At 68.7% G+C, this 13807-nt stretch carries 17 protein-coding genes; 14 read left to right on the top strand and 3 right to left on the bottom strand.

Features of this window, described 5'->3' with window-relative positions; translation table 11 throughout:
- Positions 1-3 precede the first annotated feature (3 nt).
- Positions 4-1119, top strand: a complete 1116-nt coding sequence (locus tag ACFWIW_RS22755; RefSeq protein WP_378370262.1) for a CU044_5270 family protein — start codon at positions 4-6, stop codon at positions 1117-1119.
- On the opposite strand, the gene radA is transcribed toward ACFWIW_RS22755, so the two are convergent.
- Together radA and ACFWIW_RS22745 are read right to left on the bottom strand one after the other, a co-directional pair.
- Entirely contained in the window at positions 1116-2474 is a 1359-nt protein-coding gene (radA, locus tag ACFWIW_RS22750; RefSeq protein ID WP_037335382.1) for a DNA repair protein RadA, read from the bottom strand. The genes ACFWIW_RS22755 and radA overlap by 4 nt on opposite strands.
- 139 nt (positions 2475-2613) lie before the next feature.
- Positions 2614-3327, bottom strand: a complete 714-nt coding sequence (locus ACFWIW_RS22745; RefSeq protein ID WP_378370261.1) for a hypothetical protein — start codon at positions 3325-3327, stop codon at positions 2614-2616.
- A 297-nt stretch (positions 3328-3624) separates the two neighbouring features.
- Between ACFWIW_RS22745 and ACFWIW_RS22740 the strand changes: the two genes are divergently transcribed.
- The 11 genes from ACFWIW_RS22740 to ACFWIW_RS22690 all read left to right on the top strand — a co-directional run bounded on the left by ACFWIW_RS22740 (position 3625) and on the right by ACFWIW_RS22690 (position 11826).
- On the top strand, positions 3625-4116 hold the full coding sequence (locus tag ACFWIW_RS22740) for a CarD family transcriptional regulator (RefSeq protein ID WP_005165253.1): 492 nt from the start codon (positions 3625-3627) through the stop codon (positions 4114-4116).
- Between the two features lie 74 nt (positions 4117-4190).
- Positions 4191-4823, top strand: a complete 633-nt coding sequence (locus ACFWIW_RS22735) for a 2-C-methyl-D-erythritol 4-phosphate cytidylyltransferase (protein WP_378370260.1) — start codon at positions 4191-4193, stop codon at positions 4821-4823.
- Positions 4820-5290: a 2-C-methyl-D-erythritol 2,4-cyclodiphosphate synthase gene (gene ispF, locus ACFWIW_RS22730; protein ID WP_378370259.1), complete on the top strand. Its 471-nt coding sequence runs from the start codon at positions 4820-4822 to the stop codon at positions 5288-5290. Before ACFWIW_RS22735 ends, ispF begins: the two co-directional genes overlap by 4 nt.
- 28 nt (positions 5291-5318) lie before the next feature.
- A complete protein-coding gene (locus ACFWIW_RS22725) occupies positions 5319-5714 on the top strand; it encodes a PPOX class F420-dependent oxidoreductase (RefSeq protein ID WP_378370258.1) in 396 nt (131 codons plus the stop codon).
- A gap of 22 nt (positions 5715-5736) precedes the next feature.
- A complete protein-coding gene (locus tag ACFWIW_RS22720) occupies positions 5737-6132 on the top strand; it encodes a PPOX class F420-dependent oxidoreductase (protein ID WP_125683619.1) in 396 nt (131 codons plus the stop codon).
- A gap of 72 nt (positions 6133-6204) precedes the next feature.
- Entirely contained in the window at positions 6205-6891 is a 687-nt protein-coding gene (locus ACFWIW_RS22715; RefSeq protein ID WP_378370257.1) for an HAD family hydrolase, read from the top strand.
- 46 nt (positions 6892-6937) lie between these two features.
- Positions 6938-8329 (top strand): cysteine--tRNA ligase, encoded by a 1392-nt coding sequence (gene cysS / locus ACFWIW_RS22710; RefSeq protein WP_378370256.1) that lies wholly within the window; start codon positions 6938-6940, stop codon positions 8327-8329.
- Between the two features lie 35 nt (positions 8330-8364).
- Positions 8365-9321, top strand: coding sequence for a 23S rRNA (guanosine(2251)-2'-O)-methyltransferase RlmB (gene rlmB, locus ACFWIW_RS22705; RefSeq protein WP_378370255.1), 957 nt, complete (start codon positions 8365-8367; stop codon positions 9319-9321).
- 227 nt (positions 9322-9548) lie between these two features.
- Positions 9549-10982 carry an MBOAT family O-acyltransferase gene (locus tag ACFWIW_RS22700; RefSeq protein WP_378370254.1) on the top strand — a complete coding sequence of 478 codons (1434 nt, stop codon included), beginning with the start codon at positions 9549-9551 and terminating at the stop codon, positions 10980-10982.
- A 10-nt stretch (positions 10983-10992) separates the two neighbouring features.
- Positions 10993-11337 (top strand): hypothetical protein, encoded by a 345-nt coding sequence (locus ACFWIW_RS22695; RefSeq protein WP_378370253.1) that lies wholly within the window; start codon positions 10993-10995, stop codon positions 11335-11337.
- Positions 11338-11346: 9 nt separating this feature from the next.
- Entirely contained in the window at positions 11347-11826 is a 480-nt protein-coding gene (locus ACFWIW_RS22690; protein WP_378370252.1) for an HIT family protein, read from the top strand.
- On the opposite strand, the gene ACFWIW_RS22685 is transcribed toward ACFWIW_RS22690, so the two are convergent.
- Positions 11754-12473 carry an alpha/beta fold hydrolase gene (locus ACFWIW_RS22685; protein ID WP_378370251.1) on the bottom strand — a complete coding sequence of 240 codons (720 nt, stop codon included), beginning with the start codon at positions 12471-12473 and terminating at the stop codon, positions 11754-11756. The genes ACFWIW_RS22690 and ACFWIW_RS22685 overlap by 73 nt on opposite strands.
- A gap of 87 nt (positions 12474-12560) precedes the next feature.
- On the opposite strand from ACFWIW_RS22685, the gene ACFWIW_RS22680 reads away from it, so the two are divergent.
- On the top strand, positions 12561-13121 hold the full coding sequence (locus ACFWIW_RS22680) for a TetR/AcrR family transcriptional regulator (protein ID WP_378370250.1): 561 nt from the start codon (positions 12561-12563) through the stop codon (positions 13119-13121).
- On the top strand, positions 13118-13723 hold the full coding sequence (locus ACFWIW_RS22675; protein ID WP_378370249.1) for a transglutaminase family protein: 606 nt from the start codon (positions 13118-13120) through the stop codon (positions 13721-13723). Before ACFWIW_RS22680 ends, ACFWIW_RS22675 begins: the two co-directional genes overlap by 4 nt.
- Positions 13724-13807: the final 84 nt, after the last annotated feature.

Genomic DNA, 13807 nt, shown 5'->3' with positions numbered 1-13807 from the left:
AAGGTGTGGTCCGAGGCCGAACTCGACGAGGCACTGGCAGGCCTCCACGCCGGTCCGGAAACCCGGCAGGACGAGCTGTCCCGGGCCAGGGCGGCACTCCTGCGCGCCGCCGGCGAGGTCGGGGACGAACTGCTTCCCACGCTCACGCCCCCGGTGCGGAAACGGACCGGCGCGTGGCGATGGATCGCCGCCGCGGCCGCCGCGGCATTGGTGTCCGGCGGCGGGATCGTGGCGACGAACGCCTTCACCGGTGACGACGGCCCCGCCCCCGCGGACCAGTCGGTCGTCGCCCCTGGTGAAGACGCGCTCGAATCCCTTCACGGCGACAATTTCCCGCTTCACGAAGGCCAGTACCGGCTCGTCACGGAATCCACCTGGACCACGCGCGTCACCAAGTCGGGGCTGGTCTATCAGACCCACGAGATCCTCGAACGCTGGCTGCCTGCCCGAGCTGGGAAGCCCGTCAAGAGCCGGTTCACCGGGACCGGCGAGATCCGCTGGATCAAAGGCGACTACCAGACGGCGAAGAGGAACGGGGAATCGCTGCCGGGGCCGTCGTCCACGGTCACCGAAGGCAGCGGCCCGCCGCCGGCCACCACGACGTCGGTGCCGCCCCCGAGGGCGACCAACGCGCCCCCGGTCCTGCCGCCGAAGGATCGCCTCCCGACCGAAAGCGGATGGACGTGGCCCGATCCCGGCTTTCTCGGGGAACTGCCCATCGACCCCGGGAAGATGGCCGAGCGGCTCCGCCACGACGGCATCTGGCCCGACGGCCGCCCCTCGGGACAGCAGAACTCGACGCCCGAGATGTTCGAGATGGCCTTCAACGTGCTCCGCTCGGCCCAGGGTTTCGGCGCGCAGCGGGTGGCTTTGTGCAAAGCGCTCGCGAAGATGCCCGGCATCGTCTTGGAGACCGTGACCACTCCTGACGGGCGGCCCGCGCTGTCGTTCTCGGTCACGCTGCCGAACCAGACGCGCACGTTCATCGTCGACCGGGCGACCGCGGCCGTCGTCGGGAACCGCGCCGTCCGGCCATCCGACAACAACGAGGACTGGCCGGGACTGACCTTGTTCGACACGAAGATCTCGGTGGTGATCACCGACGACGACGGCCCCTAACGAGCGTGTTTCGCGGCGTTGAGCGCGCTCCCGACGTCAGCGACCTCCAGCACCCGGATCCCCGGCGGGATCTTGCCGGAATCCGGCGGCACCAGCGCGTACGTGAAGCCGAGCCGGGCGGCCTCCGCGAGCCGCCGCCCGACGCTCGGCACCCGCCGGACCTCGCCCGAGAGCCCGACCTCGCCCATCGCGACGAGTTTGGGCGAGAGCGGGGTGTCCCGCGCCGACGACATCAGCGCAAGCACCACCGCGAGATCGATGCCGGGCTCGGTGATCTTCATGCCGCCGACCGTCGCGACGTAGACGTCCTTGTCGCCGACCTTGATCCCCGCCCGCTTCTCCACCACGGCCAGCACCATGGCGACGCGTGCCGAATCGAGGCCGCTCACCGCGCGCCGGGGCTGCGGTGACTGGGTCGCCGACACCAGCGCCTGCACCTCGCCCAGCAGCGGCCGCTTGCCCTCCATGGTCACCGTGACCGCGGTGCCCGCGACCGGTTCCGCGGTGTGGCTGAGGAACAGCCCCGACGGATCGGGCACGCCGACGATGCCCTCCTCGACCAGCTCGAAGCAGCCGATCTCGTCGGCGGCGCCGAAGCGGTTCTTGATTCCGCGCAGCATCCGCAGCGTCGAATGCTTGTCGCCCTCGAACTGCAGGACGACGTCGACCAGATGCTCCAGCACCCGCGGCCCGGCGACCGAACCGTCCTTCGTGACGTGGCCGACCAGCACGATCGGCAGCCCGCGTTCCTTGGCCAGCGCGACCAGCCCGGAGGTGACCGCGCGGACCTGGGTGACCCCACCCGGCGCGCCCTCCACCTGCGGGGAGGCCATGGTCTGGACCGAGTCGACGATCAGCACCCCCGGCTTGACCGCGTCGACGTGGCCGAGGATCGCGGAGAGATCGCTCTCGGCGGCGAGGAACATCTCGTCGTGGACGTTGCCCGTGCGCTCGGCGCGCAGGCGCACCTGACCCGCCGACTCCTCGCCCGTGACGTAGAGCGCTCGGCCCGCGGTGGCCGCCCACTGGTAGGCGACCTCCAGCAGGAGGGTCGATTTGCCGACACCGGGCTCCCCGGCGAGCAGGATGACCGCGCCCGGCACGAAACCGCCGCCGAGCACCCGGTCCAGCTCGGAGACGCCGGTGGGCTTCGCGCGCGCCGTCTCGACGTCGACCTCGCCGATCGGACGCGCCGGGGCGCTGGGCGCGCCCGCCGCGACCCTGGCTATCGCGGGGCGGGCGTCGCCGCGTTCTTCGAGCGTTCCCCACGCCTGACATTCGGGGCAGCGCCCGACCCACTTCGGCGCCTCGTACCCGCATTCACCGCAGCGGTAGGTGCTGCCTTTCTTGACCACCCCGCGAGGCTAGCGGCCACCACCGACAAACCCCGGCACCGACGGGCTGAAGGGCCCTTTCGCCGCATCCGACGCAGCGAAAGGGCCCTTCACCGCATGTCATGCGGTGAAGGGCCCTTTCAGCCCGGCTTCGGAAGATCTAGTGCCCGCCGCCTTCGGCCTTGGGCTTCTCCGGCGCGGGCGCCCGGCTGCCCGGGTGCGACGGCGCCGCGACCGGCAGGTCGACGGTGATCGAGCCGGAGTTCTTGAAGACGAAGGTGACCTTGATGGTCTGGCCCGCCCACACCGGCTGCTTCAGCCCCTGCAGGACGATCGTGGCCTTGCCCACCTGGTCCGGCGCGTTGGTCGTCTCGGGGCCCGCGGACGGCGTGACCGTCCCGGCGGAGCTCGAAGACGGGGCACCCGACGAGGAGGACGGCGCACCCGAGGACGAAGCCGGCGCGGAGGACGCCGGGGCGCTCGTCGGTGCGACCTCCTTGGTCGACTCGACCGCGTCGGACGGGCCGATCACCAGCGCGTGGCTCGCGGCGACGACCTTGGAGCCGGTGATCTTGGCGTCACCGGTGGCGGCTTCGGAGGAGACGGAGACGAGCTCGTCGTCCAGCTTGCCCTGGTTCACGATGGTCAGCGTCAGCGGCGCGGCGGCACCGGCCGGGTACGCCTGCCCCTCGGTCGGGAACTGGAGCGCGGCGTTCCGCAGCACCAGGTCCTTCGCCTGCGCGTACGTCCCGTTGACCGCGGGCTGCTGCGAGTCGGTCTGGGTGATCTGACCAGCACCGCAGCCGGCGAGCACGAGCGCGGCGCCGAGCGCCAGCACACCTGCGCCGAACACGCGACGATTCTGCAGCCTCACGTCGGAGTCCTTCCATCTCACGGCCTCTTCACCGCGAAGACTAGCCGGGCGCCTTCGCGGGCCAAGAACCCGGTGCGTGTTGGCACCCCACCAATGCGGTGACGCGCCCAAGATCAACCGTCCACAAAGGATTTGGAAATCGTTCGCTTCTCACCAGCGTGAGCATGGGCGAATTGGGTTTGTCAACCCCCGGGCGGACCACCGTCAGGCCGCTGACCTGCGACGACGATCGCGGGCCACTAGGTGGGCCTCGTCGGCACGTGCTAAGATGAATTCAGCGAAAGGGGCAGAGGACACATGGTTTTCAAGGTCGGAGAGACCGTCGTCTACCCGCACCACGGTGCCGCACTCATCGAAGCCATCGAGACCCGCGTGATCAAGGGCGAGGAGAAGAAGTACCTCGTCCTCAAAGTCGCGCAAGGGGATCTTACGGTTCGCGTGCCCGCAGACAACGCCGAGATCGTCGGCGTTCGTGATGTCGTCGGGCAAGAAGGACTGGACAAGGTTTTCGACGTTCTGCGTGCTCCGCACACCGAAGAGCCCACCAACTGGTCTCGTCGGTACAAGGCCAACCTCGAGAAGCTCGCCTCCGGCGATGTGAACAAGGTGGCCGAAGTGGTGCGCGACCTCTGGCGGCGAGAGAAGGACCGCGGACTTTCAGCCGGCGAGAAGCGCATGCTGGCGAAGGCGCGGCAAATTCTGGTCAGCGAGCTGGCGCTCGCGGAGGGCACCGACGAGGACAAGGCTGAAGTCCTCCTCGACGAAGTTCTGGAAACCGCGGCAGTCTGAACCGGCGGGTGTCCCACGCCAGGTGAGGCTGCGGGGGATACCTCTACGATCGCGCACATATGAGCACCGTCCTTATGAGCACGATCGCGTTCGTCACTGTCGTTCGACACCATGCCTCCGACGCGGAGCTCGCTCTCGCGCCGGTCAATGGTGAAGCTCTACTGACGCACACTGTGCGGGGGCTGCTCGCTCTGCCGGATCTCGATCTGGTGGTCGTGGCGGCCCCCGAGCGGTGTGCTGATTTGTTTTCGGCCGCTTTGAGCGGCTTCGAGGAGCGTTGCCGGATAGTACCCGGCTCGTCGCTCAAGCACGCTTTCGACACCGTCGAAAAAGAGATCACCGGGAATCCGGTCTTCCTCGTGCACGACGCCCTGCGCGCCTTCACCCCCGCGGACACGGTCCGTGCCGTCGCGGACGCGGTCCGTGCGGGGTCCCCCGTCGTGGTCCCCGTGCTGCCGATGGCGGACACCGTCAAGGTGACTGATGCGGCGAAAGTGATTACAGGGACCGAGGACCGCACGTATCTGCGTACGGCGCAAACCCCGCTCGGCTTCACTCGTGAGACTTTTCTCTCGTACGCCGACGAGCCGTCCCTCGACGGCGCGCACACCGTCGCCGGTCATCCCGACGCGATGCGCGTCACCAATTCGTTCGAACTGAAACTGGCCGAGGCGATCGCGGTGGCCGGGAAAGAGGAAGTGCTGTGAGGATCGGCAACGGCGTCGACGTCCACCCCGTCGAGGCGGGCCGCGAATGCTGGATCGCCGGGCTCTTCTGGCCCGGCGTCGACGGTTGCGCGGGCCATTCCGACGGTGACGTCGCCGCGCACGCGCTGTGCGACGCGCTGCTGTCCGCGGCCGGTCTCGGTGATCTCGGCGCGGTGTTCGGCACCGGCGATCCGCGCTGGGCGGGCAAGCACGGCGTCGAATTCCTCGAGGAGGCGCGGCGTCTGGTCGAGGCGGACGGCTGGACCGTCGGGAACGCGACCGTCCAGATCGTGGGCAACGCGCCGCGCGTCGGAAAGCGCCGCGAAGAGGCCCAGACGGTGTTGAGCGAGGCCGTCGGCGGGCCGGTGAGCGTTTCCGGGACGACGACCGACGGGCTCGGCCTGACCGGACGCGGCGAGGGCATCGCGGCGTTCGCGACGGCGCTGCTGCTGCCCTCGCAGGAATAGCCGCGGCCGGGAGCCGGTTCGGGCTGTCATGGCAGTCACACTTCCCGAACCGGTTCGCGAACTGGTGGACGGCAAGAACTTCGCGACCGTGGCCACACTGGACGCCGACGGCGGCCCGCAGACCTCGGTCATCTGGGTGGGCCTCGACGGAGGCGATCTGGTCTTCAGCGCCACCGAAGACCGGTTGAAGGTGCGGAACCTGCGCCGCGATCCGCGCGCGAGCGTGTCGATCACCGACGCGGAGAACCCGTACCGGCACACGCAGCTGCGCGGCACGGTCACGATCACCCCTGATCCCGGGAAGACGCTGCCGAAGACGCTCAGCCACAAGTACCTCGGCCAGGACCCGCCGCCGGAAGGCGACGACGTCGAGCGGGTGATCGTCCGCCTGCGCGTCGAACGGATCGCCGGGAACGTGCGGTGATTAGGCTGCCTAGGATTCAGCCATGGGTGTGACCTTCAACGACGCGACCAAGAAACTCCTCGACGGCAACAACTTCCCGGTGCTGGCGACCATCAACGCCGACGGCTCCGCGCAGACGTCCGTGCTGTGGGCGAAGCGGGACGGCGACACGGTGATCTTCGCGACCGTCCGCGGCCGTCTCAAGGAACGGAACATGGCAAGGGACCCGCGGGTGTCCGTCTCGGTCTTCGACCAGGAGAACCCGTACGACTACGTCGAGATCCGCGGGACCGTGGAGATGACCGACGAGGGCGGGCGCGAGCTGATCAACGAGCTGTCGCACAAGTACCTCGGCAAGGACTACCCGGAGGAGCCGGCGGACGTCGTCCGCGTGCTGGTCCGGATCACGCCCACCAAGATCACCGGCAACGCCGCCTGACCGCTCCTCGTGAGTGGCGAGGACGGTTCTAACCGTCCTCGCCACTCACGAGTTCCGGCTAATGTGGACCTCGTGACCTTTCGCGCTGTGTTGTTCGACTTCTCCGGCACGGTCTTCCGGCTCGAACAGGACGAGACCTGGCTCGCCGACCTCACCGACCACGAGGGCGAGAGCCTGGACATCGAGGCCCAGACCGAACTGATGCGCCGGATGACCGCGCCGGTCGGCCAGGTCGTCGATCTCGACGAGGAGCACCTGTACGCCTGGAACCACCGCGACCGCGACCCGGTGCTGCACCGGAAGGTGTACCTCGAGGTCCTCAAGCAGTCCGGGGTGCCGCACGCCGACCAGGCCGTCGCGCTCTACACGCGACTGATCGATCCCACCCAGTGGACGCCGTACCCGGACACCGAGGCCGCCCTCAAGGGCGCGTCCGGCAAGGGCGTCAAGGTCGGGGTGCTGAGCAACATCGCCTTCGACATCCGGCCCGCGTTCGCCCGCCGCGGCTGGGACGCCTACGTCGACGAGTTCATCCTGTCGTTCGAGGTCGGAGCGGTGAAGCCGGAGCCGGAGATCTTCCGCGCGGCCGTCGAGCGGCTCGGCGTCGACCCGGCGGAAACGCTCATGGTCGGCGACAGCGAGGAAGCGGACGGCGCCGCACGCGACATCGGCTGCGCGTTCACGCTGGTAGAGCCCCTGCCGACGACCGAGCGGCCGGACGCCCTGCTCAGCGCCCTGCGCGCCCATAACGTGCTGTAATACGGTCACTGCGACACCGCTCACGCGGACCCCGTACCCTTTTAGGGTGGCACTACACCTCTATGACACGGCGACCCGGAGCGTGCGGGAATTCCATCCCGCCCGTAGCGGAACGGCGTCCATGTACGTGTGTGGTGCCACCGTGCAGGGCATCCCGCATATCGGCCACGTCCGCGGCGCGCTGAACTACGACGTCCTTCGTCGCTGGCTCGTCCACAGTGGACTCGACGTGCTGATGGTCCGCAACGTCACCGACATCGACGACAAGATCCTCATCAAGGCCGCCGCGGCGGATCGTCCCTGGTGGGAGTGGGCGGCCACGCACGAGCGCGCCTTCGAGTCGGCGTACGAGGCGCTGGGCTGCTTGCCCCCTTCGATCGCCCCTCGGGCGACCGGGCACGTCACGCAGATGGTCGAGCTGATGCAGCGGCTGATCGACGGCGGGCACGCCTACGCCTCGGGCGGCGACGTGTACTTCTCGGTCAAGGCGTTCGACGGCTACGGCGATCTGTCCGGCCAGAAACTCGACGAGGTCCAGCAGGGCGAGAGCCTCGGCGAGGGCAAACGCGACCCGCGCGACTTCACGCTGTGGAAGAGCGCGAAGCCGGGCGAGCCGTCGTGGCCGACGCCGTGGGGCTCCGGCCGCCCCGGCTGGCACCTCGAATGCTCGGCGATGGCGACCGCGTACCTCGGCGCCGAATTCGACATCCACGGCGGCGGCGTCGACCTGGTGTTCCCGCACCACGAGAACGAGCGCGCCCAGTCGAACGCGGCGGGTGACCCGTTCGCGCGGTTCTGGCTGCACAACGCCTGGGTGACCATGTCCGGCGAGAAGATGTCGAAATCGCTGGGCAACACGGTCTCGATCCCGGAGATGCTCAAGAACTACCGGGCGCCCGAACTGCGGTATTACCTGGTCCAGCCGCACTACCGGTCGACGATCGAATACTCGGACGGAGCGCTCACGGAAGCCGCGCAGGGCTACCGGCGGATCGAGCAGTTCCTCCGCCGGACCGCGAGCAGTGCCGGCGCCGTGCATCTCGGCGAGATCCAGGCCGGGTTCGCCGCCGCCCTCGACGACGACCTGGCCACTCCGCAGGCGTTCGCCGTGCTGCACAACACGGTCCGCGACGGTAACGCGGCCCTCGACGCGGCCGACAATTCCAAGGCACTCGAAATCGCCGCCTCCGTGCGCGCGATGACCGACGTGCTCGGCCTCGACCCGCTCTCCGCGCGCTGGTCCGAGGCGGGCGGCGACGAGTCGCCCACCCGGCAGGCGCTGTCCGAACTCGTGGAAGGGCTGCTCACCGAACGGCAGCAGGCCCGCGCCGAAAAGGACTTCGCCCGTGCGGACGCCGCGCGTGACCGCCTCCAGCAGGCGGGCATCGTGGTGGAGGACACTCCGAACGGTCCACAGTGGACCGTCAAGGACGTCTGACCCATACTCGGTTTCTAGCTCAAGGATTCTCACTGATGGCAGGCAACTCCCGGCGCCAGGGCGCTATTCGCAAGCCCGGCACGAAGAAGGGTCAGGTCGTCGGCTCCGGCGGCCAGCGCCGGAAGGGCCTCGAAGGCAAGGGCCCGACGCCCAAGGCCGAGGACCGGCCCGGCCACAAGGCGTACCGGATGGCCAACGCGCGCGACCGCAAGGAACAGGCCCGCCAGAAGAAGGCCGACAAGCCGGAACTGATCGCCGGGCGCAACCCGGTGGTCGAGGCGCTGCGCGCCGACGTGCCCGCGACCGCGCTGTACGTGGCGATCAACATCGAGATCGACGACCGCGTCAACGAGGCCGTCCGGCTCGCCGGCGACAAGGGCATCTCGATCCTGGAGATCCCGCGCGAGGAACTGGACCGCAAGACCAACCGGGCCATGCACCAGGGCCTCGGGCTGCAGGTCCCGCCGTTCGTCTACGCCGACCCGCGCGACCTGATGGCCGTCGCGAAGGACTCCGGGCAGACCCCGCTGTTCGTCGCGCTCGACGGCGTCACCGACCCGCGCAACCTCGGCGCGGTGATCCGCTCGGCCGCCGCGTTCGGCGCGCAGGGTGTCCTGCTGCCGGAGCGGCGCAGCGCGGGTATGACCGCGGTCGCGTGGCGGACCTCCGCCGGCACCGCGGCCAAGCTGCCGATCGCCGTCGCGACCAACCTGACCCGTCAGCTGAAGGCGTGGAAGGACGAAGGCCTGATGGTCGTCGGCCTCGACGCGGACGGCTCGGTCGACATCGACGAACTCGACCTCGCGGCGGATCCGCTGGTCATCGTGCTCGGCTCCGAGGGCCGCGGCCTGTCCCGGCTGGTGCGCGAGACCTGCGACGCCACCGTGTCGATCCCGATGGCGGCCGGCGTCGAGTCGCTCAACGCGTCGGTCGCGGCCGGGGTGCTGCTGGCCGAGGTGGCACGCCGCCGCCGTCTCGCGGGACGTGTCTGACCCCGCATTTCGTCACACGGTGCGGGGTGGTCGGTGTCCCTTGGCGAACCCGCGTCCGCGATCGACATCGGCAGGGCGCGGGCTGGTTGTCCACCTCACCTGAGGCCCCCGGCCGTGCGGGTTCATGCGTGTGGTCACTTTCCGAGGCCATCTCAGCTCCGCCAACCGGCGCTCAGGCTAAGGTCACCAGCGGATAACGCGTAACCGCCCTGGGGGACCCCGCACCGATGTCGTTCATTTCGCCGCTGTTCCTGTGGTACTTCATGCCGGCGGTCCTGCTCGCCGTGCTGGTGTGCCCGCGCGGCTGGCGGAACGGCATCGTCGCGGTCGGCAGCCTGATCTTCTACGCCACCGGCGCCGGGCCGTACACGCTCGTGCTGCTCGGCTGTATGGTGGTCAACTTCCTCGCCGGGCCGGCGCTGGAGCCGAACGCCTGGGACCTGCAGAACAAACGGCGCAAACGCCTGCTGCTCGGCGTCATCGGCCTCAACGTCGGCATGCTGCTGATCTGGAAGTACGCGGGGTTCGCGACCCAGCAGATCGCGGCCGTGACGCATTGGTTCGGCGGCGGCTTCCCGGTGGCCGACCTGGTCATCCCGATCGGCATCTCGTTCTACACGTTCCACCACATCTCCTACGTGGTGGACATCTACCGCGGTGAGCGCCGCGCCCTGCGCGACCCGGTGTCGTTCGCCGCGTACATCGCGATGTTCCCGCAGCTGGTGGCCGGGCCGATCGTGCGGTACCGCGAGATCGCCGACCAGCTGCCGCAGCGGCGGTCGCACCGCCTCGACGACATCGCCGCCGGTTTCCCGCGGTTCGCGCTCGGGCTGTGCAAGAAGACGATCATCGCGGACTCGCTCAGCCCGATGGTGGACGCCTGCTTCAACACACCGCCGGACCAGATGACCTTCGCGATCGCCTGGCTCGGCGCGATCGGGTACACGCTGCAGCTGTTCTTCGACTTCTCCGGGTACTCCGACATGGCGATCGGGCTCGGCCGCATGCTCGGCTTCCGGCTCCCGGAGAACTTCGCGAGACCGTATTCGTCGGTGACCATCACCGAGTTCTGGCGACGCTGGCACATGTCGCTGTCCCGCTGGTTCCGCGACTACGTCTACATCCCGCTCGGCGGCAACCGCACCGGCGCCGGGCATACGTACCGGAACCTGTGCATCGTGTTCGTGCTGACCGGCTTCTGGCACGGCGCGCAGTGGACGTTCCTGATCTGGGGCATCTACCACGGCGCGCTGCTGATCGTGGAACGCGCTTTCGGCTACGACGTCACCCCGAAGTCGCGGGCCGCCCGCGTCGGCCGCCGCGCGCTGACGCTCGTGCTCGTCGTCTTCGGCTGGGTGTTCTTCCGCGCGAAGGATCTGCCGCACGCGCTAGGCATGATCGGGCACATGGTGCTGCCGGACTTCACGGGCCTGACCGACGTCGTCGAGAGCGCGGTGACCAACCAGCGGCTCGTCATCCTGCTGTGCGCGCTGGCGATCGTGTTCCTGCCCGCGCATCCGGTGACCGGGCCGCTGCTGGAATCCTCGCGGAGCCGCCCGGCCACGGCGCTGCGGATCGGCGTGATGACCGTCGGACTGGTGTACGCGGCCATCCTGATCGCGACCGGGACGTTCAGCCCGTTCCTCTACTACCAGTTCTGACGGAGCCGAAATGACCAACCTGGCAGCCCAGCCCGGAGTGATCCCGTACGTGGACAACCACGACGGCCCTCGCCGTCTGCTCACGGTCGACATGCGTCCCTTTCCCAACATGAGGCTGACTTACGTGCCGTTCGCGAGCATCGACGGCAGGCAGTACGTGGTCTCGTGGGGGTCGGTCGTATTCGAGATCCCCGCCGACCGGAACGTGCACGTCAGCGTCCACCTGCAGACCAACTACGGGGCCGGGTCCAGTGCGACCCCGTTCGCCTCGATCGTCCTGGCGCCGCATCACGAGCCGGTCCGGCTGGCCACCCAGCTCACCAGCCAGGGCGGTTCGATCCTCCCGGTCGGCTAGCTTGGCCGCATGACCGGCGGCTGGAAGCGGGATCGCATCGGTTCGGCGCTGCGCGGGGAGAACCCGACGGTGCTGCGGCGTATGGACGCGGGTTTCGCGGTGATCGGCGATACGCAGTTCCTGCCGGGCTACTGCGTCCTGCTGACCGATTCACCCGCCGCCGGCAGGCTGACCGACCTACCGCGACCGCGGCGGCTGGCGTTCCTCGCGGACATGGACCTGCTCGGTGAGGCGGTCGAAAACGTCTGCGCGCGAAGGGATCCGGGCTTCCGCCGGGTGAATCTGGAGATCCTCGGCAATACGGATCCGTTCCTGCACGCGCATGTCTGGCCGCGGTACGACTGGGAACCGGCCGACGTGGCCGGACGCCCGGTCTGGCTTCATCCGGTGGAGAACTGGGCCGCTTCGCTCGGGCGTCAGCACGACTCGCTTCGATCCGAACTGACCGCCGAGATCGACAGGCTGCGGGCCGCGTCGAGCACCAGCTGAGCGAACTCCTCGCCGCGCACCATCGGCAGGTAGTGCCCCGCCTTCGGGACGGTGACCAGCCTGCCATCGGCGCACGCGTCGAGAAAGCGGCGTTCATGGCGCCGGAAGTGGTCGCGTGAGCCGTTGATGAGCCAGGCCGGGCCCGGATAGGCCGCCAGGTCCGCGAGCACGTCGAAGTCCGCGAAGGCCTTGGCGACGTCCGGGATGACCTCGGTCGCGATGCCGCCGCCGATCACCGCTTCGGCGAGTTTCGGCGGAAGGACGCTTTCGAATTGCCACCGGCTCAGCCGCTCGCCCTGGTCCGGCAGCCGCATGAGCAAGCGATGCGCCAGGCGGAACGGCGTCTCCAGTGCTCTGCCGGGCAGGAACGTCGAGTCCGCCACGACGAGTCCCGCCACGCGATCCGGATACCGCGCGGCCGCGGCGATGGCGACGTAACCACCGAGCGAATGCCCGACGACCAGCGCGGGTTCGTCGATGGCATCGGCGACCGCGCCCGCCGCCGCGGCCAGGGTGAACCGCTCTCCCCGGCGGGTGCCGTGGCCTGGGAGATCGACTGCTTTCGCGTGCGGTCCGAGCAGCTGGAGTTGCTCGGACCAGGCGGCACCGCTGAGCCGGATGCCGTGGACGAAGACGACGGGAACCATGGACTGCCTCCTGATTGCAACGCACCGTTGCGTTGCAAAGTACGCGCGATCGCGGTCCAACGCAACGGTGCGTTGTATTCTCTGGCGGTGAGCACTCGGAACGGCCCTCGCAAGGCGGAGGCGATCTTCGCCGCCACCCTCGAGCTCCTGGCGGAGCACGGCTACGACAGACTCGCCATCGAGGCCGTCGCCGCGCGGTCCGGCGTCAACAAGACGACGTTGTACCGCTGGTGGCCGTCGAAGGACGCGCTCCTGGCCGCCGCATTGCGCGATTCGGGCCTGTTCGCCGTCGACGTCCCGGACACCGGCAGTCTCCGCGGCGATCTTCTCGCCGTGGCAACGCAAATCCATCGATTGCTGACCTCGGAACACACCGCGCCGGTCGTCACGGCGGCCCTGACCGCGGGCCCCCGGCGTCCGGAACTCGGTGACGTGGCACGGAGTTTCTTCGCCGACCGCATGGCACGCGAAGAACCGATCTTCGAACGCGCCACCGCGAGAGGCGAACTGCGCGGCGGCGTCGATCCGGTACTGGTGATGGACCTGCTGGCGGGGGCGATCTGGTTCCGATTGCTGCTGCGCGGCGGCGAAGCCGATGCGAAATTCCTCGAACAGGTCGTCGACACAGTACTGGACGGTGCCGCGTGAAAATCACGCTGAAGATCGAATCCGAGCGGCTCGAAGATTATCTCGCCGCAGACGCGATCGTCGATCACGATCATCCGCTGATCCGCGAAACGGCTGACGGTCTGTCACCGACCGGCGGCACCGAGATCGACGTGATTCGTTCGATGTTTCACTTCGTGCGCGACGACATCGCCCATACGGTGGATGCGGCCGATTCACGCGTCACCCTTATGGCGTCCGAGGTTCTGCGCGAGCGGGTCGGGCTCTGCTACGCGAAGGCCCACCTGCTGGCCGCTTTGCTTCGCAGCCAAGGCATTCCGGCCGGGTTCTGTTATCAGCGGATCGGTGTCCTGCACGGGCTCAACGCCGTGTACCTCAGTGGTCCGGACCGGTGGATCCGGCTGGACCCGAGGGGCAACAAGAATGGCGCGGACGCGCACTTTCCTTTCATACGAGCGAGTCAGCCGGAAGACGAGCGGCTCGCCTGGACGCTGGATCCGTCGATGGGCGAGATCGACTTTCCCACGGTGTACACCGCACCGTCTTCGGCCGTCGTCGAAACCTTGTCGTCGGCGAAGCCCGGTCCCGCGTGGTACGAAGGAATCCTTCCGCACTCTCCGTGAGTGGTTTTTCCGCGATCCGGCGAAACCTCCGATGCGAAACCGGCATCGCCGAGCGTCACATTCGTTGTCGGTCCCTTTCCCCCG

Origin of the sequence: Amycolatopsis sp. NPDC058340 (assembly GCF_042723975.1) — a bacterium.
Lineage (GTDB): Bacteria > Actinomycetota > Actinomycetes > Mycobacteriales > Pseudonocardiaceae > Amycolatopsis.
The sequence above is the reverse complement of the archived record's forward strand: the minus strand, read 5'-3'. Positions and strand labels throughout refer to the sequence as shown.

Bases quoted from the DNA above. Each gene is read 5' to 3' on its own strand.
- ACFWIW_RS22695 (WP_378370253.1), top strand. From the start codon at position 10,993: ATGACCAACCTGGCAGCCCAGCCCGGAGTGATCCCGTACGTGGACAAC.
- ACFWIW_RS22735 (WP_378370260.1), top strand. From the start codon at position 4,191: ATGAGCACGATCGCGTTCGTCACTGTCGTTCGACACCATGCCTCCGAC.
- ACFWIW_RS22740 (WP_005165253.1), top strand. From the start codon at position 3,625: ATGGTTTTCAAGGTCGGAGAGACCGTCGTCTACCCGCACCACGGTGCC.
- rlmB (WP_378370255.1), top strand. From the start codon at position 8,365: ATGGCAGGCAACTCCCGGCGCCAGGGCGCTATTCGCAAGCCCGGCACG.
- ACFWIW_RS22720 (WP_125683619.1), top strand. From the start codon at position 5,737: ATGGGTGTGACCTTCAACGACGCGACCAAGAAACTCCTCGACGGCAAC.
- ACFWIW_RS22725 (WP_378370258.1), top strand. From the start codon at position 5,319: ATGGCAGTCACACTTCCCGAACCGGTTCGCGAACTGGTGGACGGCAAG.
- ACFWIW_RS22700 (WP_378370254.1), top strand. From the start codon at position 9,549: ATGTCGTTCATTTCGCCGCTGTTCCTGTGGTACTTCATGCCGGCGGTC.
- ACFWIW_RS22690 (WP_378370252.1), top strand. From the start codon at position 11,347: ATGACCGGCGGCTGGAAGCGGGATCGCATCGGTTCGGCGCTGCGCGGG.
- ACFWIW_RS22685 (WP_378370251.1), bottom strand. From the start codon at position 12,473: ATGGTTCCCGTCGTCTTCGTCCACGGCATCCGGCTCAGCGGTGCCGCC.